Origin of the sequence: Glutamicibacter sp. V16R2B1 (genome assembly GCF_005774635.1) — a bacterium.
Lineage (GTDB): Bacteria > Actinomycetota > Actinomycetes > Actinomycetales > Micrococcaceae > Glutamicibacter > Glutamicibacter creatinolyticus.
In genome coordinates, this window is the sequence record NZ_VATX01000012.1 from 91,544 (window position 1) to 112,060 (window position 20,517).

The 20,517-nt window shown below is 66.2% G+C and carries 20 protein-coding genes; 8 read left to right on the forward strand and 12 right to left on the reverse strand.

The features are described 5' to 3' along the window. Window positions 1-5 precede the first annotated feature (5 nt). The 3 genes from FDN03_RS07760 to FDN03_RS07770 all read left to right on the forward strand — a co-directional run bounded on the left by FDN03_RS07760 (window position 6) and on the right by FDN03_RS07770 (window position 3,221). Window positions 6-971, forward strand: a complete 966-nt coding sequence (locus FDN03_RS07760; protein ID WP_138176137.1) for a transketolase C-terminal domain-containing protein — start codon at window positions 6-8, stop codon at window positions 969-971. Between the two features lie 21 nt (window positions 972-992). Further along, entirely contained in the window at window positions 993-2,414 is a 1,422-nt protein-coding gene (locus FDN03_RS07765; protein WP_138175693.1) for a dihydrolipoamide acetyltransferase family protein, read from the forward strand. Window positions 2,415-2,537: 123 nt separating this feature from the next. Then, the gene (locus FDN03_RS07770; protein ID WP_138175695.1) at window positions 2,538-3,221 is read left to right on the forward strand and encodes a DsbA family protein; all 684 of its coding nucleotides are present in this window, start codon (window positions 2,538-2,540) and stop codon (window positions 3,219-3,221) included. Between the two features lie 46 nt (window positions 3,222-3,267). On the opposite strand, the gene FDN03_RS07775 is transcribed toward FDN03_RS07770, so the two are convergent. After that, window positions 3,268-5,370 carry a prolyl oligopeptidase family serine peptidase gene (locus FDN03_RS07775; RefSeq protein ID WP_249354424.1) on the reverse strand — a complete coding sequence of 701 codons (2,103 nt, stop codon included), beginning with the start codon at window positions 5,368-5,370 and terminating at the stop codon, window positions 3,268-3,270. Window positions 5,371-5,561: 191 nt separating this feature from the next. Here FDN03_RS07775 and FDN03_RS07780 point away from each other — a divergent pair, with 191 nt between their 5' ends. After that, the gene (locus FDN03_RS07780; protein ID WP_138175697.1) at window positions 5,562-6,350 is read left to right on the forward strand and encodes a hypothetical protein; all 789 of its coding nucleotides are present in this window, start codon (window positions 5,562-5,564) and stop codon (window positions 6,348-6,350) included. A 98-nt stretch (window positions 6,351-6,448) separates the two neighbouring features. On the opposite strand, the gene FDN03_RS07785 is transcribed toward FDN03_RS07780, so the two are convergent. The 5 genes from FDN03_RS07785 to FDN03_RS07805 all read right to left on the reverse strand — a co-directional run bounded on the left by FDN03_RS07785 (window position 6,449) and on the right by FDN03_RS07805 (window position 11,771). Then, window positions 6,449-6,766: a hypothetical protein gene (locus FDN03_RS07785; RefSeq protein ID WP_138175699.1), complete on the reverse strand. Its 318-nt coding sequence runs from the start codon at window positions 6,764-6,766 to the stop codon at window positions 6,449-6,451. A gap of 158 nt (window positions 6,767-6,924) precedes the next feature. Next, the gene (locus tag FDN03_RS07790) at window positions 6,925-8,418 is read right to left on the reverse strand and encodes an amino acid permease (RefSeq protein WP_138175701.1); all 1,494 of its coding nucleotides are present in this window, start codon (window positions 8,416-8,418) and stop codon (window positions 6,925-6,927) included. A 21-nt stretch (window positions 8,419-8,439) separates the two neighbouring features. Next, a complete protein-coding gene (locus FDN03_RS07795; protein ID WP_138175703.1) occupies window positions 8,440-9,855 on the reverse strand; it encodes an aspartate ammonia-lyase in 1,416 nt (471 codons plus the stop codon). Between the two features lie 120 nt (window positions 9,856-9,975). Next, window positions 9,976-11,010: an asparaginase gene (locus tag FDN03_RS07800; RefSeq protein ID WP_138175705.1), complete on the reverse strand. Its 1,035-nt coding sequence runs from the start codon at window positions 11,008-11,010 to the stop codon at window positions 9,976-9,978. 56 nt (window positions 11,011-11,066) lie between these two features. Beyond that, window positions 11,067-11,771 carry a FadR/GntR family transcriptional regulator gene (locus FDN03_RS07805; RefSeq protein WP_212743881.1) on the reverse strand — a complete coding sequence of 235 codons (705 nt, stop codon included), beginning with the start codon at window positions 11,769-11,771 and terminating at the stop codon, window positions 11,067-11,069. A 385-nt stretch (window positions 11,772-12,156) separates the two neighbouring features. Here FDN03_RS07805 and FDN03_RS07810 point away from each other — a divergent pair, with 385 nt between their 5' ends. Further along, window positions 12,157-13,254 carry an NAD(P)-dependent alcohol dehydrogenase gene (locus FDN03_RS07810; protein WP_138175709.1) on the forward strand — a complete coding sequence of 366 codons (1,098 nt, stop codon included), beginning with the start codon at window positions 12,157-12,159 and terminating at the stop codon, window positions 13,252-13,254. Between the two features lie 94 nt (window positions 13,255-13,348). Here FDN03_RS07810 and FDN03_RS07815 read toward each other — a convergent pair whose 3' ends face one another. Both FDN03_RS07815 and FDN03_RS07820 read right to left on the reverse strand, forming a co-directional pair. Then, on the reverse strand, window positions 13,349-13,738 hold the full coding sequence (locus tag FDN03_RS07815; protein ID WP_054821144.1) for a VOC family protein: 390 nt from the start codon (window positions 13,736-13,738) through the stop codon (window positions 13,349-13,351). A gap of 64 nt (window positions 13,739-13,802) precedes the next feature. Next, window positions 13,803-14,750 carry a beta-ketoacyl-ACP synthase III gene (locus FDN03_RS07820; RefSeq protein WP_138175711.1) on the reverse strand — a complete coding sequence of 316 codons (948 nt, stop codon included), beginning with the start codon at window positions 14,748-14,750 and terminating at the stop codon, window positions 13,803-13,805. 218 nt (window positions 14,751-14,968) lie between these two features. On the opposite strand from FDN03_RS07820, the gene FDN03_RS07825 reads away from it, so the two are divergent. The 3 genes from FDN03_RS07825 (at window position 14,969) to FDN03_RS07835 (ending at window position 16,410) form a co-directional block, all read left to right on the forward strand. Then, window positions 14,969-15,217, forward strand: a complete 249-nt coding sequence (locus FDN03_RS07825) for a type II toxin-antitoxin system prevent-host-death family antitoxin (RefSeq protein WP_138175713.1) — start codon at window positions 14,969-14,971, stop codon at window positions 15,215-15,217. Continuing rightward, complete coding sequence (locus FDN03_RS07830; protein WP_138175715.1) at window positions 15,214-15,480, forward strand: Txe/YoeB family addiction module toxin; 267 nt, start codon at window positions 15,214-15,216, stop codon at window positions 15,478-15,480. Before FDN03_RS07825 ends, FDN03_RS07830 begins: the two co-directional genes overlap by 4 nt. 366 nt (window positions 15,481-15,846) lie before the next feature. Next, window positions 15,847-16,410 (forward strand): histidine phosphatase family protein, encoded by a 564-nt coding sequence (locus FDN03_RS07835; protein WP_138175717.1) that lies wholly within the window; start codon window positions 15,847-15,849, stop codon window positions 16,408-16,410. 90 nt (window positions 16,411-16,500) lie between these two features. Here the strand turns inward: FDN03_RS07835 and FDN03_RS07840 are convergent, their stop codons facing one another. The 4 genes from FDN03_RS07840 to FDN03_RS07855 form a co-directional block, all read right to left on the reverse strand. Beyond that, complete coding sequence (locus FDN03_RS07840) at window positions 16,501-17,694, reverse strand: FAD/NAD(P)-binding oxidoreductase (RefSeq protein WP_138175719.1); 1,194 nt, start codon at window positions 17,692-17,694, stop codon at window positions 16,501-16,503. Window positions 17,695-17,854: 160 nt separating this feature from the next. Further along, a complete protein-coding gene (locus FDN03_RS07845; protein WP_138175721.1) occupies window positions 17,855-19,024 on the reverse strand; it encodes an acetyl-CoA C-acyltransferase in 1,170 nt (389 codons plus the stop codon). Then, window positions 19,021-19,671 carry a 3-oxoacid CoA-transferase subunit B gene (locus FDN03_RS07850; RefSeq protein ID WP_138176141.1) on the reverse strand — a complete coding sequence of 217 codons (651 nt, stop codon included), beginning with the start codon at window positions 19,669-19,671 and terminating at the stop codon, window positions 19,021-19,023. Before FDN03_RS07850 ends, FDN03_RS07845 begins: the two co-directional genes overlap by 4 nt. A gap of 2 nt (window positions 19,672-19,673) precedes the next feature. Continuing rightward, window positions 19,674-20,378: a CoA transferase subunit A gene (locus FDN03_RS07855; RefSeq protein ID WP_138175723.1), complete on the reverse strand. Its 705-nt coding sequence runs from the start codon at window positions 20,376-20,378 to the stop codon at window positions 19,674-19,676. Between the last annotated feature and the right edge of the window lie 139 nt (window positions 20,379-20,517).

Sequence of the window (20,517 nt, forward strand, 5' to 3'; positions counted from 1 at the left end):
CCACCATGACCCTGGCCAAGGCGATCACCGCCGGGCTGGACAAGATCCTTGAAAACGATGACCACGCCGTGTTGATCGGTGAGGACATCGGCAAACTCGGCGGCGTCTACCGCATCACCGAGGGACTGCAGGGCAAGTACGGGGCCCACCGGGTGATCGACTCGCCGCTGGGCGAGGCGGGCATCGTGGGCGCCAGCGTGGGCATGGCCCTGCGCGGGCACACCCCGCTGGCCGAAATCCAGTTTGACGGTTTCGTATTCCCGGCCTTCAGCCAGATCACCACCCAGCTGGCCAAGATGCGCACCCGCTCCGAGGGGCGGATCAACATGCCGGTGGTCATCCGCATCCCCTACGGCGGCGGCATCGGCTCCATTGAACACCACTCCGAATCCCCGGAGGCCCTGTTCGTGCACACCGCCGGGCTGCGGGTCATCACCCCCTCCAACGCGCACGACGCCTACTGGATGATCCAGCAGGCCGCCGCCTGCCAGGACCCGGTGATCTACCTGGAACCCAAGCGCCGCTACTGGCTCAAGGGCGAGGTGGACACCGAAACCCCGACCCTGGACGCCTTCAAGGCCCAGGTGGTGCGCCCCGGCGAGGACGCCACCATCGTCGCCTACGGTCCGCTGGTGCCGGTCGCGCTGGCCGCCGCCGAGGCGGCCCGGGAGGACGGGCGCTCGGTCGAGGTCATCGACCTGCGTTCACTCTCACCCATTGACTTTGACACCATCACCGAATCGGTGCAGAAGACCGGACGGCTGATCGTCACCCATGAGGCGCCGACCTTCGGCGGGCTGGGCGGGGAAATCGCCGCGCGCATCACCGAACGGGCGTTCTTGTACCTGGAGGCCCCGGTGCTGCGGGTGGGCGGGTTCCACATGCCCTACCCGATCTCGAAGGTGGAATCCCAGTACCTGCCCGACATCGACAAGCTGCTCGAAGCGCTCGACCGCTCCTTCGCATACTAGAAACGGTCCAAGGAGAAAATCATGACTACCTTCAACCTGCCCGATGTGGGCGAGGGACTGACCGAAGCCGACATTGCCGCCTGGAAGGTCGCGGTGGGGGACACCGTGGAGGTCAACCAGGTCTTCGTTGAGATCGAAACCGCCAAGTCGCTGGTGGAGCTGCCCAGCCCCTACGCCGGGGTGGTGACCGAGCTGCACGCCGCCGAGGGGGAAACCCTGGCCGTGGACTCCCCGCTGATCACCATCGACGAAGAGGGGAACAAACCGGCCCCCACCGGAACCCCGGAACCGGCCGAGGCCCTGGCCACCGCCGCCCCGGTGGCCAGCGAGGAACCCGGCCCGCTGGTCGGCTCCGGCCCCACCGCGGACGCCTCGCACCGCCGCCAGCGGGTGAACCGCCCGGCGCCCAGCGAGTCGGGCAAGCGCACCGCCGCGGTGCGCGCCGAAAGCGCCCCGGCCGCCCTGGCCGACCAGATTTCGCGCCGCGCCCAGGGCCTGGGGGCCGCGGTCGCCCGGGAAGTGGACAAGCGCAAGCCCGCGGTCGCCAACTTCATGGACCGGGTGCTGGCCAAGCCGCCGGTGCGGCGCCTGGCCAAGGAACTGAACATTGACCTGCAGGACGTGGTCGGCACCGGAACCCAGGGGGAAATCACCCGGGAAGACGTCAACAGCTACAACGCCCAGCGCGCGGCTGAACGCGACGCGGCACCGCTGTACTGGCAGAAGGGCGCCAGTCAGGAAACCCGCATCGAGCGGATCACCGTGCGCGGGGTGCGCAAGGCCACGGCCAAGGCCATGGTCGACTCGGCGTTCACCGCCCCGCACGTGTCCATCTTCGTGGACGTGGACGCCAGCCGGACCATGGAATACATTGCCCGGCTGAAGAAGTCCCGCGACTTCGAGGGCATCAAGGTCTCCCCGCTGCTGGTGCTGGCCCGCGCGGTGATCTGGGCGGCGGCCCGCAACCCCTCGGTCAACGCCAGCTGGGTGGAGACCGAGAACGGCGCGGAGATCCACCAGAAGCACTTCCTGAACCTGGGCATCGCCGCCGCCACCCCGCGCGGGCTGTTGGTGCCGAACATCAAGGACGCGCAGAACCTGTCCATGCGGGAGTTGGCGATCGCGCTGAACGAGCTGGCCACCACAGCAAGGGCCGGGAAGACCGCCCCGGAGGACATGCGCAACGGCACCTTGAGCATCACGAACATTGGCGTGCTGGGCATCGATACCGGCACCCCGATCATCAACCCCGGTGAGGTGGCGATCGTCGCCTTCGGCACGATCCGCCAGAAGCCGTGGGTCGTGGACGGGGAAGTGGTGCCGCGCTGGATCACCACCCTGGGCGGCTCCTTCGACCACCGCGTGGTGGACGGGGACCTCTCGGCCCGGTTCATGGCCGACGTCGCGGCCATCATGGAGGAACCGGCGCTGCTGCTGGACTGATCCGGCGCTCTCTGGAGGCCAGGCCGGCACCCGTCCACCGCTGCCGGGGGACGGGTGCCGGGCGAACCTGCCAATTGCCGCAACACCGGTGACCTGCCGGCGGGATCCTGCCACGCTGGGCAGATGACACCACCACAAGTATCACCGGGCACCGTGGTCGCCTTCACCGATGTGATGTGCGGCTGGTCCACCCTTGCCTTCCATCGTTTCTACCAGGCCCGTGAAGCGGCGGGCCTGGAAGACCAACTGACGCTGGACCCCCAGCTGTTCCTGCTGGAGGACGTAAACCGGATGGCCCTGAACACCAAGATCATTGAAGGGGAAAAGCCGGTTGTCGGCGCGCTGGCCGAGGAACTCGGGTTCAAGCCCTGGCAGCGGGACCCTTCCGAATACCCGGTCACCAGCCTGCCGGCCAATGAAGCGGTGCACGCGGCGAAGGAACAGTCCGCCCGTGCCGCCGAACAGCTGGACATGGCGCTGCGCCTGGGGTTCTGGCGCGACAGCCGGTGCATCAGCATGCGCCACGAAATCCTGGACATTGCCACGGACTGCGACCGGGTCGATGTGGACCGGCTGCGCGAGGCACTGGATACCGGCCGGGCCCGGGCAGCGATGATGCGCACCTACCTGGACTGCCGCGAAGACGTACAGGGAAGCCCGCACTTTTTCCTGCCCGATGGCAGCAGCAGCCACAACCCCGGCATCACGATGCGCCAGGTTGGCCAGCCCGGTGCAGGGTTCCTCGTGGTCGATGAGGATGACCCCGAGGTGTACGCCCAGCTGGTGCGCCGCGCCGTGCGGCAGTAGCCGGCCCGGCCCCGGGCCATGCCGCCGGGGCCGGGACGGAGCCGGCCTAGTCTTGCTGGGGTTCCGGGTTCTGCGGGGGCCGCAGCCCCAGCACCTCGGGCAGCGGCTGGGGCTCGTGCTCCAGCACATGTTCGGCCAGGTAGCCGATCACCACCTGGTACCAGAGCTTGGCGTGCTGCGGGGAGAGGATCCAGTGGTTCTCCTGCGGGAAGTACAGGAAGCGGTGGGCGGTCGAACCGTCGGCCTGCTGCGGCAGCCCGGATAGGGAGAGCAGCTCGTACCACAGCCGCAGGCCCTCGCCGATGGGCACGCGGTAGTCCTTGTCCCCATGGATCACCAGCATCGGGGTGCGGATCTGCTTCACGTACCGGCTGGGCGAGTACTTGGTGACCATTTCCGGCTGCATTTCCCGGGCCCAGTAGAACGCCGCATCGGTGGTCGGGCCGAACCCGTCCAAGTCCCACAGGCTCGCATGGGTGACGATGGCCTTGAAACGCCGGGTCTGCCCGGCGATCCAGTTGGACATGTAGCCGCCAAAGCTGCCGCCCATCGCCGCGGTGCGGCTGGCGTCGATCTCCGGGCGCTGTTCCGCGGCGTTGGTGATTGCCATCAGATCCGTGTAGGGATGCTCACCCCACATGCCCCAGCCGCGGGCAATGAACTCCTGCCCGTACCCGGTGGACAGCCCCGGATCCGGCAACAGCACCGCATAGCCCTGCGCCACCAGCAGCCACGGGTTCCAGCGCCAGCTCCAGCTGTTCCAGGAGGAGAGCGGCCCGCCGTGCACCCACAACAGCAGCGGCGCCTGATTTTGCGCTCCGGCCTCATGCGGCACCGCAAGCCAGGCGCGAATGCTGGTTCCGTCCGCGGCGGTGGTGTCCACCTCCTGCAGGGTGCCGGGCAGCTGCGGACGCTGCACCGGGGAATCCAGCTCCTGCAGCTGCACCTGCTCGCCCTCCTCCAGCGCCGAGATGTGCGCCAGGTCCAGCTTCACCGGTTCGGCCGGGTACTCGTAGCTGGCGCGCAGCGCGTAGGCGGAACGTGAATCCGGGGAGATCGCCACGTCGCTGTAGGCGCCCTCGGTGGTCAGCCGGGTGACCTTGTCCGATTCCAGGGCCAGGTGGAACACCGGGGCCCGGCCGGTGTCATCGGCGGTGAGCAGCACCCCGGTGCCGTTGGGCAGCCAGGTGATGGAGCTGGCCCAGCGGTCCCAGCCGACGGCGACCTGGTGGGATTCCCCGCTGTCCAGGTTCATCAGCCACAGCGTGGGGTGCACCGGGCGCTGCGGGGTGGAGCGTTCGGCGCGGGTGTAGATCAGCTGGGTGGAGTCAGGGCTGATCCTGCCCATCTCGTATTCGTAGCGTTCATCCGGGCTCAGCAGCAGCTCCCGCTGCCCGGTCTCCAGGTCGATGCGCATGATGCCGGTGTGGATGCTTCCCCGGCCTTCGGGCAGGCTCCAGTCGGTGAGCAGGAACTGGCCGTTGGGGGCCACGTCCATCCCGGCCTCCAGCAGGTGCCCGCCGGCCCCGGGGGTGATGTTGTGCAGTTCGGCCGGTGTGGCGGGGTCCTGGCTGACCGACGCGGTGTAGTAGTTGGGCCGCTGGGGACCCAAATCGGTGTCCCAGTAGCGCACCGGGTAGCCGGTGTGCAGGATCGCATCAACCTTCTTGTCCTTGCGCAGCTCGCGCAGCGCCTTTTCCTCCTCGATGTCCCGCGCCCCGGGCAACGAGTGCGCGGTGATCACCAGGTTCTCGCGGCGTCCGGCCGGGGCGTGGGGCAGCGTGGTGAACGTGTCGATCCCGGCCGGGTGCTCGGCCAGTAGCTGGGCTTCGCCGCCGTTGCGGGGCAGCAGCCACACCCCGGCGGTCGCGTCCTCCTTCTCCGAACGCTTGGCCACGAACAAAAGGTCGCCCGCGGCGTTGAAGCGGGGCTGGGATTCGCCCTGCTCCCCGTGGGTGAGGCGGCGCGCCGGCTGCCGGCCGGCCGGGTCCAGCTCCCACAACGAGTTCAGGTACTTGGTGCCTTCCTCGTTCAGTGCGGCCACCGTGGTGATCAGCCGGCTGCCGTCGGGGGAGAGGCGCAGCCCGTTCAGGCGCTGCAGTGCGATATACGAATCCAGATTATGAAATGAATGCTTAGAGTGTTCCACCTCACACATCATTCCACCGAATACGCCTTGGCACTAGTCCACGCGTCAAAGAGACCAGCTTTCCGGTTTCGTTACCCCGGGCTTGACTCATAACGGTTCCGCACCGATTCATGGAGTTCGCGCGGAATCCGGTCCCTGGGTCTTGGAACTGCGCCGGGGCTCGGGCAAGGTGGATCCAGGAGGCGATTTTCATGAATCCGAGAAAGACCCCCGCCCTGTACCTTGGTGGCGCCGCGGCCGCCATGTTCCTGCTGGCCGCCTGCAACACCACCCCGGCCGACCCGGGCCCCTCGCCCACCTCGGCCCCGGCCACCCCATCCCCCACCACCTCGGCACCGCCGAGCAGCGCATCCCCGTCCAGTGAACCAACCCAGACCCAGACCCCGACCAGTGAGACCCCGCAGCCCAGCGAAACCCAGACGTCGCAGTGGCAGGAGTTTTCCACCCAGGGCCTGAGCTTCAAGCATCCGAAGGACTGGACCGTCGTTCCCGATGACTGCGAGCACTGCGACCCGAACGAGGATCCGATGGACAACCCGTTCACCGAGTGGAAGGTCAAGAACGAGAAGGGCCGAACCCTGATCGAGTTCAAGGCCAACTCCGCGGAGGACACCGACGGAGACATGGACACGTACCAGCGCACCAAGATTGAACAGGAGGCGTTGCCGGCCAAGCTCAGCAAACCGGCCAGCCTCTATGCCGAGCACTACGTGAGCACCGAATCCGATGGGGATACCGAGGAGAAATTCCTGGTCATGCTCATCAACGATGAGATGATCGCCGAACGCGGGCAGCAGCCGGCACTGTCCTACTTCAGTCCCAAGAAGGACCTGTATTCGGTCATGGAATCCACCGGGGACCTGCCCGAACTGCTGGGCATTGACGAGGACCACGTCACCGTGGACCAGGCCCGCCAGATCGTGCAGAGCCCCGAATACCAGACGGTGCGGCAGATCATGCTCAGCCTGCGTCCGGCCTAGGCCGTGCATGCCTGCAGCCGGCGCCCGAAGGCAGGATCCCTTCGGGCGCCGACTGGCCGCGGGACCGGTGCACCGTGCCGGGTTACGGCCCGCAGCACCTAGACGACGTCGGGCTGGGCCGCGCCGCCCTCACCTTCCCAGGTGCGAATCGAATGGGCCTTGCGGGAGTTGAACTTCAGGCGCACACCATGGCCGAACTCCTCGTCCTCGGGCAGGAAGACGGCGCCCAGGCCCTCCAGGGCGGCGCGAAGCTTCTCCTGCTGGTCGGCGTCCAGCTCCACGCGCCCGGCCTCGAAGTCACGCAACAGGGCCAGATCGAACCCGGACTTTTGGCTCAGATAGTCCGGGGTTACCTGCACCAGGACCCGGGCAGCCTGGGCCTGGCCTGGACGGATAATGGGATTAAAGAGCGTCATGGCCCCAGCATCCCAAGCGGGCGGGTGAAAGTGAAGGGCTTGGCCCACTCTCCCAGAATCACCGGCTCATCCGTGGTGCCGCAGCAACGCCGAAGGGGCCCGGACCCGCAGCGCACTGCGGATTCGGGCCCCTTGGGTGGGTCAAGGGCCGCTCCAGCCTAGAGGCGGCTGTGTTCGGCCTCGTCTTCCTGCACCCGGCGTTCGGCCGCCAGGCGGGCGGCGGCGATCTCGTTGATCCGGTCACGGCACAGGAACCAGCCGATCACCAGCAGCGGGATGATGATCGCCAGCGAGGCGATCGTCCAGGTGCCCACCGGGTTGTCGAACGCCATCATCACCAGCACCAGGGCCAGGAAGACCAGCGTCACCCACCCGGAGACCGGGGCCAGCGGCATCCGGAAGGACGGGCGCTGCAGTTGGCCGGCGCGGGCCTTCTTCACCAGCGCCATCTGGCACAGCACGATCATCGCCCACGCGGAGATGATGCCGATCGCGGCGAAGTTCAGTACGATCTCAAACGCCTTGGCCGGCACGATCGCGTTCAGCAGCACACCGAACACGGCGATCACCGCGGTGATCACAATGCCGCCGTAGGGCACCCCGGCCTTGTTCATCCGCCCCGCAAAGCGCGGGGCCGAGCCGTTCAGCGACATCGAGCGCAGGATCCGGCCAGTGGAGTACAGCCCGGCATTCAACGAGGACAGCGCCGCGGTGAGCACCACCAGGTTCATCACCACATCCATGCCCTGCACGCCGATCGCGCCGAAGAACGTCACGAACGGGGACTCGCCGTCCTTGTAGGCGGTGTAGGGCAGCAGCAGGGAGAGCAGCACCAGCGAACCGACGTAGAACACCGCGATGCGCACGATGACCGTGTTCACCGCCTTGGGCATCACCTTTTCCGGGTTCTTCGCCTCCCCGGCCGCGGTGCCGATCAGCTCGATCGAGGCGTAGGCGAACACCACGCCCTGCATCAGCACCAGCACCGGCATCAGGCCGCTGGGCAGCAGCCCGCCGTTGTCGCTGATCAACGAGAATCCGACCTGGTGGCCCTCGATCGGGGTCCCGAAGATCACGAAGTAGCAGCCCACCAGCAGGAAGGCGACCAGCGCCACCACCTTGATCAGCGCAAACCAGAACTCCAGCTCACCAAAGACCTTCACCGAGATCAGGTTCATCGACAGCACCAGCAGCAGGGCGGCCAGCGCCCACAGCCACTGCGGCACCGCGCCGATCCAGGGCACGTATTTGCCAAAGAAGTTCATGTACAGCGCCGCGGCGGTGATGTCCACGATCGAGGTCATGCACCAGTTCAGCCAGTACAGCCAGCCGGTGGCGAACGCCGCCTTCTCCCCGTAGAACTCACGGGCGTAGGAGACGAACGAGCCCGAGGAGGGCCGGTGCATCACCAGTTCGCCCAGCGCGCGCAGGATCAGGAAGGCGAAGAAGCCGCAGACCGCATAGCTGATCACGATGCCCGGCCCGGCCTGCGCCAGCCGTCCGCCGGCCCCCATGAACAGTCCGGTGCCGATCGCCCCGCCGATCGCGATCATCTGCATCTGCCGGCCCGAAAGGCCCTTGTGGTAGTCCGCGTCGCCGGCGGTCAGCGAGGCGTCGGGAACGGGGGTGTTCCCAGTGGTGGAATGCTCCATCAGTATCCTTGGGTGGGGGGATTAGTCGGAAAGATTGGCAAGGCGCTCGGGGGAGAGCAGCTCATTGAGATCCTCAGCGGAGAGCAGGCCGCGTTCCAGGACCAGCTCGGCCACACCGCGTCCGGTGTGCAGCGCCTCCATCGCGATCGAGGTCGACGCCGCGTAGCCCAGGCGCGGGTTCAGCGCGGTGACCAGGCCGATGGAGTTCTCCACCTCGCGGCGCAGCGCCGCCTCATCCACGGTGATCCCGTCGATGCAGCGTTCGGCCAGGGTGAGGCAGCCGTTGGTCAGGTGCTTGAGCGAGAGCCCGATCGAGTGCACGATCACCGGTTCGAACGCGTTCAGCTGCAGCTGCCCGCCCTCCGCGGCCATGGTCACGGTCAGATCGTGGCCCACCACCTGGTAGGCGATCTGGTTCACGACCTCGGGGATCACCGGGTTGACCTTGCCGGGCATGATCGAGGACCCGGACTGCACTGCCGGCAGCTGCAGGTCGTAGAGCCCGGCGCGCGGGCCGGAGGAGAGCAGGCGCAGGTCGTTGCAGATCTTGGAGATCTTCAGCGCCACGCGCTTGAGCACACCGGACAGGTGCACGAACGCGCCCACGTCGCTGGTCGCCTCGATCAAATCCGGGCTGGTGGTCAGCGGCAGGCCGGTCAGCTCGCGCAGGTGGCGGCAGGCGGCCTCGGCGTAGCCGGCCGGGGCGTTCAGCCCGGTGCCGATCGCGGTGGCGCCCAGGTTGATCTCGGTGACCAGGCTCAGCGACTCGGCCAGTCGGTCCCGGTCCTCACGCAGGGTCACCGCCCAGCCGCCGAACTCCTGGCCCACGGTCATCGGCACCGCGTCCTGCAGCTGGGTGCGGCCCATCTTCACCACGGTGCGGAACTCGGTGGCCTTGGCCAGGCAGGAATCCTCCAGCTGCTGCATCGCGGCCAGCAGCGGCTGGGTGGCGAAGTAGGTGGCGATGTTCACCGCGGTCGGGTAGGCGTCATTGGTGGACTGGGACAGGTTCACGTGGTCGTTCGGGTGTAGGTACTGGTACTCGCCCTTGGCATGGCCCAGGATCTCCAGGGCCAGGTTCGCGATGACCTCATTGGCGTTCATGTTGGTGCTGGTCCCGGCCCCGCCCTGGATCGGGTCGATGATGAACTGGTCGTGCAGCGCCCCGCCGGCCACCGCCTCGCAGGCCCGGTCAATGGCCTGGGCGCGTTCGGCGTCCAGCAGCCCCAGCTCGTGGTTCGCCCGGGCGGCGGCCTGCTTCACGCGGGCCAGCGCGTTGATCAGGTGCGGGTTGCCCTCAAGGGTGGTGCCGGTGATGTGGAAGTTCTCCTTGGCGCGCAGCGTGTGCACGCCCCAGTAGGCTTCCACCGGAATTTCCAGGTCACCGATCAGGTCATGCTCGGTGCGAGTCTGTCCCGACAGCAGGGTGGTGGACATGGCAGATGTACTCCTTTGTGAAATCTGTTGCGTGAAACTTCATGGGGCAGCGCGGGCGCGCTGCCAAAACTGTGGGGCGGGACAAGCCCGCAGGCCACCGGTGCGGTAAAGACCGGCCGGCTACAGTGCGGCCAGCTCGCCGACCACTTCTCCGCCGCCGTAGGCCGGGGAGCTGGCCAGCTGGCGCAGCCCCGCGGGGGCCGCGCCGCCCAGGTGCTCCAGCAGCAGCTTGGCGGTCACCGGCATCCGGGCCCGGTCCGAGCCGTCGGCGATCTTCACCGCCAGGCTGGTCCCGTCGGCCAGGGCCACGGCCTGGACGCCCTCGAATCCGTCCTTGGCGATCAGCCCGGGCACCGCGCGAATCAGCGCCGTCACATCCCGGCACTCCCCGGCCAGCAGTTCGGGGTGGCGGCGCATCGCCGCGGCCACCCGGGCCTCGGCGCTGCCCTGCGGGGCGTTGGCCAGCCGGGCGAAGCCGCGGGCCAGGGCCGGCAGGCTCAGCGGGTAGACCGGGGTGCCGCAGCCATCCGCGCTGGCGCTGGTGATCTGTTCCCCGGTCAGCTCCTGCACGGTCTCGGCCAGCAGTTCGCTGACCGGGTGGCCCGGGGCCAGGTAGGTGGCGGTGTCCCAGCCCTTGAGCCTGCACAGGGCCAGCAGCGCCGCGTGCTTGCCCGAGCAGTTCTGCGCCAGCTGGGTGGCTGCGCCCCCGGCGGCCAGCCAGGCGGTGCGCTCGGCGGGACCGTAGGGCAGGTCGGTGGAGTTGCCCAGGTCCGCCGCCTGCAGCCCGGCCGCGTGCAGGGTGCCCAGCGCGACGTCCTGGTGGCGCTGGGAGCCGGAGTGGCTGGCGGCGGCCAGGGCGAGCTGTTCGTCGTCCAGTTCCAGCCCGGCGCGCAGCATTCCCACCGCGAACAGCGGCTTGAGCGCCGAGCGGGGGTAGAAGCGGGAGCTGGTGTCACCCAGCGAGGCCAGGATCCGGCCCTGCGGGTCCAGCAGCACGGCCGAACCGTAGTGCACGGACTCGATCGCCTCACCGCGGGTCACCGCCGCGACCGGAACGTGCCCGGGCAGCCCGGAGGCCGCCAGTTCCTGCAGGGAGGGGTGGCTGGTGGCCGCGGCCTGCTCGGTCGCGGACTGGCTGGAAGGCGGTGGGGTCATGGCGTCCTGGTTCACTTCATCCTGGTGGGCTTGCGGTGGCTTGTTCGGTGGCTGGTTCACGGGGTGCTGCGCACGATCAGCGAGACGGCCTGCTGGACCTTGCTCAGGTGCTCACCCATGGCTGCTCCTGCCGCGTCCCCGTCGCCGGAGGCGATCGCCTCGACGATCAGCCGGTGCTCCAGGTTGGAGGGGCCGCGGCGGCCGGTGACCAGGTTGACGGTCTCGGACTGGCGGGCCATCGCATCACGGATGTCCCCCACCACCCGGTCGAAGACGGAGTTGTCGCTGGCGCGGGCCACGGCGGCGTGGAAGGCGGCGTCCAATTCCACCCAGGCGGCGGCGTCGTCTTCGACTTCCATCTGCTCAATCAGCCCGCGCAATCGCTCGAGGTCCTCCTCGGTGCGCCGGTCGGCGGCCAGCCGGGCGGCCGGGATCTCGATGTGGGGCCGGGCCTCGTAGAGGTCGGAGGAGGAGAACCCGCCAAGGACCAGTTCACGGTTGGGCCGGTGGGAGACCACGAAGGTGCCGCGCCCGGTTTCGGTGCGGGTCAAGCCCAAGGCGGCGCAGGAGCGCAGGGCCTCGCGGATCACCGAGCGGCTGACCGAGTAGTCGGCGGCCAGGCTGGCTTCCGAGCCCAGCTTGCTGCCCAGCGGGATGCGCTGTTCTTCAATGGCGGTGCGCAGGGACTGGAAAACGGCCTCGGAGGCACTGGTGCGGGAGATCGGCTGCTGTCCGGGTGTCCAGCTGTCTGACAGGTTCACGGTGTCGAGTATGACAATGTGATGCTGCCTACGTCAAATCTGACCGCAGGGGTTCGCAAAGTCCCAAGTGAGCGTGGCTCGGGTGAATGCGCAACCGCTGCGGACGCCGGGCCGGAGGGCTTTTTCGATGGCCGCTGGGGTCAGGGGAAGTGGGCGCTCCCGTGCCGCGTGAAGGGGCTTCATCCCAATTACATGACGCGTCAATGAAAATTTCACCTTGACGGTTTAGGCTGTGCTTGGGTCCTGTTGGGCCGGGGCACAACAGCTGGGGGCGGCATGGAAATCATGCCGGAACCGGTGGTTGCTTCCAGGCCGTCACGGGACCCGGCATCCGCGCTGCCGGTCGCGTCCGGCAGCGCCCTTACCCTGAGGAAAGAGGCGGTCCATGAAGACCCGAGCAGCCGTAGCCACGGCCCCACAAACCGACCTGGAAATCCGTGAACTCGAACTTGACGAGCCCCGCCCGGATGAACTGCGGGTGCGCATGGTCGCCTCCGGTGTGTGCCACACCGATGCCATAATCCGCGACCAGTGGTACCCGGTCCCGCTGCCGGTCGTCCTGGGACATGAAGGCTCAGGCATCATTGAAGCCGTCGGAGATGACGTTGAGGGATTCAGCGTGGGGGACAAGGTCGTGATCGGCCCGGCCTACTGCGGCCACTGCGAACAGTGCGTGGCCGGACACCCCATGTACTGCGTGAGCTTCTACGACAAGAACTTCGGCGCCCAGCGCCCGGACGGCTCCAAGGCCTTCTCTGATGAAAACGGTCCGGTTGGCTCGCACTTCTTTGGCCAGTCCTCGTTTGCCGAGTTCACCAACGTCCCGGCCCGCGGTGCGGTGAAGGTGCCCAATGACGTGCCACTGGACATTCTCGGCCCACTGGGCTGCGGCATCATGACCGGTTCGGGGGCCGTGCTGAACGTGCTAAAGCCGACCCCCGGCTCCTCCGTGGCGATCTTCGGCACCGGAGCCGTGGGAATGGCCGGAATGATGGCCGCCAAGGCCGCGGGTGCCACCACGATCATCATGGTGGACATCGTCCCCTCGCGGCTGGAACTGGCCAAGGAGCTCGGGGCAACCCACGTGGTCAACTCCAAGGAGACCGACCCGGCCGCGGCGATCAAGGAAATCACCGCCGGCGGTGCCCAATTCGCACTGGACACCACCGGCGTGCCGATGGTCTTCACTCAGATGTCGAACTCACTGGCGACCCGTGGGCACGGCGCGCTGGTTGGGGCCGCGAAGCTTGGGACGGAGGCCAAGGTGGATATCGGCACGCAGCTGCTGGCCGGGATCAACCTGCACCTGGTCATCGAGGGCGACGCGGTACCGAAGGAATTCATTCCCCGACTGGTCAGCCTGCACCAGCAGGGCCTGTTCCCGTTCGACAAGCTGATCAAGAAGTACGACTTCGCCGACATCAACCAGGCATTCGCCGACTCGGCGAACGGGTCGACGCTGAAGCCGGTCATCACCTTCTAAAGTCCTGAACGCAACGCGGCACGAGGATGGGCGTGGACACCCTTGGTGTCCACGCCCATCGCCTAGTTTGGCTATCGGCCCGGCCGCCGGTGCGTTAGCTACGCTGATCCCGACGCAGCGGGTGATCCTCTGGAATCTGCACCAGCACGATGCGGGTGCCGTCCGGGTCCTGGATCCAGGCCTCAATCAGTCCCCACGGTTCGGTGCGCGGCTCGCGCAGCACCTTCACCCCGGCGGTCCGCAGCCGCCGCACCTCCTCGCCCACCTGTCGCACCTGCAGCCACAACTGCAGGGAGGACGGCTCACTGGCGGTGCGCGCTCCGGAAACCTCCAGCAACCCGTTGCCCAGGTGGAAGACCAGGCCCGGTGCGTTAGCGGGACCAAATTCGCGGGCCACCGCCAGCCCGAGCGTGTGCCGGTAGAAATGCTGGGTGGCCACCGGGTCCACCGGGCGCAGCAGCACCCGGCTGCTCAGGATCTCCACGCGGGGCCCTCCAATCAACTCAGACACCGGACCGGCCAGAGGCCCGGCGTCTGCGCGGTGCTGGTTACGGAATGGTGATGACCTGGCCCGCGTAGGTCAGCCCGCCGCCAAAGGCGAACAGCAGGGCCTTGGTGCCCGAGGGCAGCGGCTCGTCGGCCATCATCTTGGACAACGCCAGCGGCACCGAAGCGGCCGAGGTGTTACCGGAGTAGACCACGTCGGTGGCCACCCGTGCGTTCGGGGCCCCGATCTTCTCGGCCAGCGGTTCGATGATGCGCAGGTTGGCCTGGTGCAGCACGATCGCGCCGATCTCCTCCGGGGCCAGTCCGGCACGCTCGATGATCTGCTTGGCGATCTTCGGCAGTTGGGTGACGGTCCAGCGGTAGACGCTCTGCCCGTTCTGGGCGAACTTGTCGTTGTTCGAGTGCTCAATGCGCACGGCATCGGACATCTGCGGCACCGAGCCCCACAGCACCGGGGAGATGCCCTGCTCCTGGGAGGCGGTCACCACCACGGCGCCCGCGCCGTCGGCGGTGAGCACGCAGGTGGTGCGGTCCGTGAAGTCGGTGACGTCGGTCAGTCGTTCGGAGGCGATGACCAGGGCCTTGGTGGCACTGCCGGCCATAATCGCGTGCTGGGCGGTGGCCAGGGCGTGGTTGAACCCCGAGCAGGCGGTGTTCACGTCCATGACGGCCGGGTTCTGCTCCATGCCCAGGGCCAGTGCCACCCGGGCTGCCATGTTCGGGGTGCGGTCCAGGGCGGTGCAGGTGGCCACCACGACCAGATCGATGTCGCTGGCCTCGATGCCCTCCGCGTTGGTCAGGGCCATCTTGGCGGCCTCGGTGGCCATGAAGTCCACGCTTTCACCCTCGCCGGCCCAGCGGCGTTCTTGGATCCCGACGCGGCGAGTAATCCACTCGTCGCTCGTTTCCACCAGCTTTTCCAGCTCGGAGTTCGGCACGATCCGATCGGGCTGGTAGTGGCCGAAGGAAACAACTTTGCTGCCGGTCATGGAGGGGCTCCTACAAATGCGGGGAAAGATTTCTCCCCTTAAGAGTAGTCCGTTGACCGGCTGCGCGCCGTGAGACTACGCACCACGACGGCTGGAGCCGGTACTAGGCAAAGGTGCTTGGCGCCGGCGTACCAACACTTTGCCCAAGAAATGTCTGCTCTGAGAGCTGTCCAAGCGATCCCAGAGTGGTACCACACCTGGTACGACTAGGAGGGGTTGTGGCGATAACAGCGAGTGAAGCGCGTCGTGATTTGTTTGGGTTGGTTGAGAAGGTCAATCTTGACCAAACGGAAGTTGAGATTGTGTCCAAGCGGGGCTCGGCGATCCTGATGTCGAAAGACGAATATGACGCTTTGGTTGAGACAAGCTACTTGCTGAGGTCTCCCAAGAACGCACTGCGCCTGCTTGAAGCGTTTAAAACAGCGCAGGAAGGAAACTCAACTGAGCATGGGCTCGTTGACCCATGAGCGACAGAGTGCTCGCATGGGCTGAAGCGGGATGGGAAGACTATCTCTACTGGCAAACCCAAGACAGAAAAACGCTCAAGCGCATCAACGCGCTGATCGAAGACATCCTGGGCGATGAGCCCTTTGAAGGGATCGGCAAACCCGAAGCCCTAAAACACGCCTTGGCTGGCGCATGGTCGCGGCGCATCGATGCAGTCAATCGGCTCGCCTATATTGCTGATGACCACGCAGTGACGATCTTGCAGGTGCGGTATCACTACTAAGTACCCTGAACACGTGGATCAAACAGTGCGTGCGGCGCGCGGTGGTCGTTGAGATTTCAGGGCCGCTCCTGTTCCCGCCTGATCTAGCGCAAGCAGACATCGTTGCGGCGTCTCATCCTCAGCGGCATACTGTTGCGGCATTGGGAGCAGGCGTCGGTGGAGGGTTCCTGAAAGAGCGGTGACACGAGCTACCGCTAGTCTCGGCAAAGCCGATATGGTCAAATCACCATAGGAGACGGGCCCGGTCCACGGGACCAGGCCCGCTTCAGTCGCGGAAGCGACGGCCTGCCGGCCGTCCGCAGAACGCAGTAGTGACGTTGACCGGCATCGTTTACCGGCCCGTCTGGGACAAAGGCAGGAGACAGCATGAGCGAGGAACACGAGCCGGTTGAGGAACGCTGGGTTCTGGTTCGACACGGCGAAACCGCCTGGAATGTGGCCAACCGGCTGCAGGGCCGCAGCGACGTACCGTTGAATTCGACCGGGCGACAACAGGCCGAACGCGCAGGGGTAGAGCTGTCCAAGGAAGGCCCCTGGGACCTGGTTGTGTGTTCCCCGCTGGTCCGCGCGCATCAGACCGCCCAAATCATCGCCGACTACCTGGGCATTTGGCGGATCCTGGAGGTCGATGACCTGGTGGAGCGCGACTACCGTGCTGCCGAAGGCCGCAGCACCGATGGGCTCAGTGCCGCCGAACTTGAAGAGCTGATGGCCCAGACCGAACCCGAGGATGAGGTTGTGGTCCGGGCCGTGCGTGCCCTGCGCAAGCTGGTTGCAGAGAACAGCGACTCCCGTGTGGTGATTGTCTGCCACGGGACCCTGATCCGGCTGGTGCTCGGCGCGCTTTCTGACACCCCGCACCCCCACGTGCTGAACGGGCAGATCCTGGAACTGAATACCGACCGCCTGCACGAGTTCGTCCAGCAGTAAACGAAGCCCGAGTGCCAGGACGTTCAAGGCAGATGGCTGTTGGACTACGAACAACTCTCGCCTTGATCGCGCTGCGCGTTCGTCGGGAGGCTACGCGCGACCCTTGAGGATCATGTGCCAATAGATCTGGGGAAAAATCCACCGGTCCATGACCCACTGCCAGCGTCGTTCCTTGGCCATTTTCAATACCGGGTAGGACTTCATGGGCCGGTACTGTTGATCGAACTCGGCAAAGAATGCTGTTCCCCGGCTCAATGTAAAGGGGCACACCGAATACCCGTTGTACGAATGGCGCGGTTCCTTGCCGGCCAAGACGTCCAGCACGTTCAGTGCGACGACTTTTGTCTGCTTGCGCAACGCTCCGCCGGACTTCGAGTTCGAGCTGCCGGCGGCGTCCCCTAGCGACCAGACATTCCGATACCTGCGATGGCGCAAATGTTGATCATCGACATCGACGAATCCCCCATAAGTTTCCGGACGGGGAAGGTCAGTAGCTTTCAGCCAGTCGGGGGCTGACTGGGGCGGCACTACATGGAGAAGGTCATAGGAAAGGGTCACCTTTTCCGCTCCGGCGTCCAGGTTCACGGAACGTGTTTCTGCATTGACCGACTCCAGGGTACTTGAGGTGTGCAGTTCAATGCCGTACTCACGGATTTTTCGGTTGAGCTCGGCGTCCACATCAGGCATGCCGAATACTGTGGGGGAGGGAACCACCAGGTGTACTTCAATGTCCGCCAGAGGCCCGGCAGCACGCCAATAATCGCAGGCCATGTAGGCCACCTTCTGGGCGGCACCCGCACATTTGGCGGGTCCGGGCGGTTGCACAAATACCGCGGTGCCCTTGGAGAACTCCTCAATCATTGACCAGGTTCGGGTGACGAGTGCAGGATCATAGTCCGAGCTGCCCGTCACTCCATCCATGGCCTGAGGAAGTCCCGGGATGGCGTTGAAGTCCAACTGCAGCCCGGGACAGACTATAAGTTGCTTATATTCAACCTGCGTTCCATCTGCCAGCAGCACCGAATTTTCCTCGGGCTGAACATGGGTGACCCGGTTCTGAATCCACCGCGCCTGCTTGGGCATTACAGAATGCTGGGGGCGGACCGCCTCGCTCATCTTTGCGGCACCAGCGGCAATGTGGGAGAACAAGGGCTGAAAGAAGTGCTGGTCGCGGGGTTCGACAATCGCGACATCCAGATTGCCTTTGCGCAACATCCTCGCCGCAACTGAAATGCCGGCGTTTCCGCCGCCGATAACCACAACATCATGCTTGACGCTGGACATTTCATCTCCTTCAAGAAGGACCTGGATTGAGATGCACTGTAGCGAAAGCGCAGGGGTTAATGGGAAGAGTCTGGAATGAGTCAGGAAGCACACAGCTGTACGCATCCACGGCGTGAAGATGCGTACAGCATGGAACGGCTTGTAGAGGTGTGTGCTCCGGCTACACCGCGCGCAGCACCACCGCGCTGCCCTGACCGCCGCCGCCGCAGATTCCGGCGGCACCGATGGCTCCGGCGCCCTGCTGCTGCAGTTGGCGGGCCAGGGTACCGATGATCCGCGCGCCGGAGGCGCCAATCGGATGGCCCAGCGCAATCGCCCCGCCATGGCGGTTCACGATCTGCTCGCTCAGTCCCAGCTGCTCGGTGGAGCGTACCCCCACTGCGGCGAAGGCCTCGTTGATTTCCACGGCCTGCAGATCTGCGGTCGTGTAGTCGGTGCGCTGCAGCGCGGCCTGGATGGCGTTGGACGGCTGCTCGTGCAGGGTGCGGTCCGGGCCCGCCACGAAGGCGTGGGAGAGGATCTCGGCGATCGGCTTCAAGCCGAGCTCGGTGACGGCCCTGTCGCTGACCAGCACCAGGGCCGCCGCGCCGTCGGTGATCTGCGAGGAGTTCCCGGCGGTGATCGTTCCTTCCTTGGCGAAGGCGGGGCGCAGCTTGCCCAGGGACTGTGCCGTGGTGTCCGGGCGCACCCCGTCATCGGCGGCGTGTTCGCTTTGCCCCTTACGGGTGGTGATGGTCAACGGCGCAATTTCCCCGGCCAGGAATTGGGCGGCGGCCGCGGCCCGCTGGTGGGAGGCGGCGGCCAGGGTGTCCTGCGCTTCACGGGTCATCCCGAGCTTCTGGTTGTGCTCCTCGGTGGAGGCGCCCATGGAACGACGTTCAAACGCGTCGGTCAGCCCGTCGAACTCCAGGGTGTCGACCATTTCGATGGCCCCGTACTTGGTACCGGCCCGCGCGCGTTGTGCGTGGGGTGCCAATGACATTGATTCCTGCCCAATGGCCAGGACGATGTCGGCCTCCCCGGCGTTGATCATCCGGGTGGCCGCCACGACGGCCTCGGTGCCCGAAAGACATACCGCGTTCAGCGTGATGGCCGGGACGTCCAGGCCAATCCCCGCCCCGACCGCGCTCTGCCGGGCCGGGTTCTGCCCGGCCGCGGCCTGCAGCACCTGGCCGGCGATCACGTACTGAACCTTTTCGGCCGGAACCCCGGCGCGTTCCAGGGCCGCCTTGGCCGCGTGCGCCCCCAGCTCGGTGGCCTCAACGCCGGCCAGTGCGCCGTTGAAGCGCATGAAGGGGGTGCGGGCGTATCCGGCGATCTTTACACTCATGCTGCCTGTGACTCCTCAAGGTCGATGCTGAACTTTGCTGCGGTGATGTCTTTGATTGATTCCGGGCTTTCGCCCTCTGCCAGGCGGCGCAGGATCAGCCGCCCTTCTTCGATGTCGAATACGGCGCGGTCGGTAATGATCCGGTCCACCACGCCGACGCCGGTCAGCGGCAGGTCGCAATGTTTCACGATCTTCGGGGTGCCGTCCTTGGCCACGTGGTCGGTGATCACGATGACCCGCGGGGTGCCGGCCACCAGGTCCATGGCCCCGCCCATGCCCTTGACCAGCTTGCCGGGAATGGTCCAGTTCGCCAGGTCCCCGTTGCCCGCCACCTGCAGTGCGCCGAGGATGGCGGTCTGCACGTGGCCGCCGCGGATCATTCCAAAGCTGGTGGCGGAGTCGAAGAAGCTGCCGCCGGGCAGCACGGTGACGGTCTGCTTGCCGGCGTTGATCAGGTCCGCATCCTCCTCGCCCGCGTAGGGGAAAGGTCCCATGCCCAGCAGGCCGTTTTCGCTTTGCAGCTTTACCGACACGCCTTCGGGCAGGTTATTGGCCACCAGTGTGGGGATGCCGATCCCCAGGTTGACGTACTGCCCGTCCACCAGCTCGCTGGCGGCGATGGCTGCCATCTCATCCCTGGTCCACATGCTCATGCCTCCTGCCGCACCCGCACGGTGCGCTGTTCGATGTCCTTGATCTGGTCCGCCTCGACCAGGCACTGCACGAAGATCCCCGGGGTGTCCACCAGCTGCGGATCCAGGTAGTCCTGCTCGATGTGCTCGGCCTCGGCGAACGTGTACTTCCCGGCCATGGCGGCCAGCGGGTTGAAGTTCCGCGCGGTCATCCGGTACCGCAGGTTGCCTTCCGCGTCCGCCTGGTGGGCGCGCACCAGGGCGATGTCGGCAACGATTCCACGTTCGAGGATGGCCGGCTTCCCGTCGAACTCCATGACCGGTTTCCCCTCTGCCACCGGGGTGCCCACACCGGTGGGCGTGTAGAACGCCGGGATCCCGGCACCCCCGGCGCGCAGCCGCTCGGCAAGGGTGCCCTGGGGAACGAACTCCACCTCGAGCTCGCCGGAAAGGAACTGCTGGGCGAACAGCTTGTTTTCACCCACGTAGGAGGCCATGACCTTGGCGACCTGCTGATTTTCGATCAATAGGCCCAGGCCTTTGCCGTCTACCCCCATATTGTTCGACACGATGGTCAGGTTCTTCGCCCCGGAATCGCGCAGTGCCGTGATCAATCGGGTGGGTATCCCGCTCAGACCGAAGCCGCCGACGGCGATGGTCATCCCGTCCTGGACGACCTCGGCCAGGGCCGCTGTGGCGTCCTGCCGGAATTTGCTTGCCATGGTTTCCTCCTACGTCCACCTTGTGGAAGCGCTCGTCATTACCAATGAACCTAGCCAAGACGGGGAAAGGCCTCAATAAACTAAGCTCAAGTGCTCGATGGATGAGGAAAAGAGGAACTATCGTCCACAATATGAACAG

Excerpts from the sequence above, each read along its gene's own strand:
- FDN03_RS07760 (WP_138176137.1), top strand. The coding sequence starts at position 6 with ATGACCCTGGCCAAGGCGATCACCGCCGGGCTGGACAAGATCCTTGAA.
- FDN03_RS07765 (WP_138175693.1), top strand. The coding sequence starts at position 993 with ATGACTACCTTCAACCTGCCCGATGTGGGCGAGGGACTGACCGAAGCC.
- FDN03_RS07770 (WP_138175695.1), top strand. The coding sequence starts at position 2,538 with ATGACACCACCACAAGTATCACCGGGCACCGTGGTCGCCTTCACCGAT.
- FDN03_RS07780 (WP_138175697.1), top strand. The coding sequence starts at position 5,562 with ATGAATCCGAGAAAGACCCCCGCCCTGTACCTTGGTGGCGCCGCGGCC.
- FDN03_RS07785 (WP_138175699.1), bottom strand. The coding sequence starts at position 6,766 with ATGACGCTCTTTAATCCCATTATCCGTCCAGGCCAGGCCCAGGCTGCC.
- FDN03_RS07790 (WP_138175701.1), bottom strand. The coding sequence starts at position 8,418 with ATGGAGCATTCCACCACTGGGAACACCCCCGTTCCCGACGCCTCGCTG.
- FDN03_RS07795 (WP_138175703.1), bottom strand. The coding sequence starts at position 9,855 with ATGTCCACCACCCTGCTGTCGGGACAGACTCGCACCGAGCATGACCTG.
- FDN03_RS07800 (WP_138175705.1), bottom strand. The coding sequence starts at position 11,010 with ATGACCCCACCGCCTTCCAGCCAGTCCGCGACCGAGCAGGCCGCGGCC.
- FDN03_RS07810 (WP_138175709.1), top strand. The coding sequence starts at position 12,157 with ATGAAGACCCGAGCAGCCGTAGCCACGGCCCCACAAACCGACCTGGAA.
- FDN03_RS07820 (WP_138175711.1), bottom strand. The coding sequence starts at position 14,750 with ATGACCGGCAGCAAAGTTGTTTCCTTCGGCCACTACCAGCCCGATCGG.
- FDN03_RS07830 (WP_138175715.1), top strand. The coding sequence starts at position 15,214 with ATGAGCGACAGAGTGCTCGCATGGGCTGAAGCGGGATGGGAAGACTAT.
- FDN03_RS07835 (WP_138175717.1), top strand. The coding sequence starts at position 15,847 with ATGAGCGAGGAACACGAGCCGGTTGAGGAACGCTGGGTTCTGGTTCGA.
- FDN03_RS07840 (WP_138175719.1), bottom strand. The coding sequence starts at position 17,694 with ATGTCCAGCGTCAAGCATGATGTTGTGGTTATCGGCGGCGGAAACGCC.
- FDN03_RS07845 (WP_138175721.1), bottom strand. The coding sequence starts at position 19,024 with ATGAGTGTAAAGATCGCCGGATACGCCCGCACCCCCTTCATGCGCTTC.
- FDN03_RS07850 (WP_138176141.1), bottom strand. The coding sequence starts at position 19,671 with ATGTGGACCAGGGATGAGATGGCAGCCATCGCCGCCAGCGAGCTGGTG.
- FDN03_RS07855 (WP_138175723.1), bottom strand. The coding sequence starts at position 20,378 with ATGGCAAGCAAATTCCGGCAGGACGCCACAGCGGCCCTGGCCGAGGTC.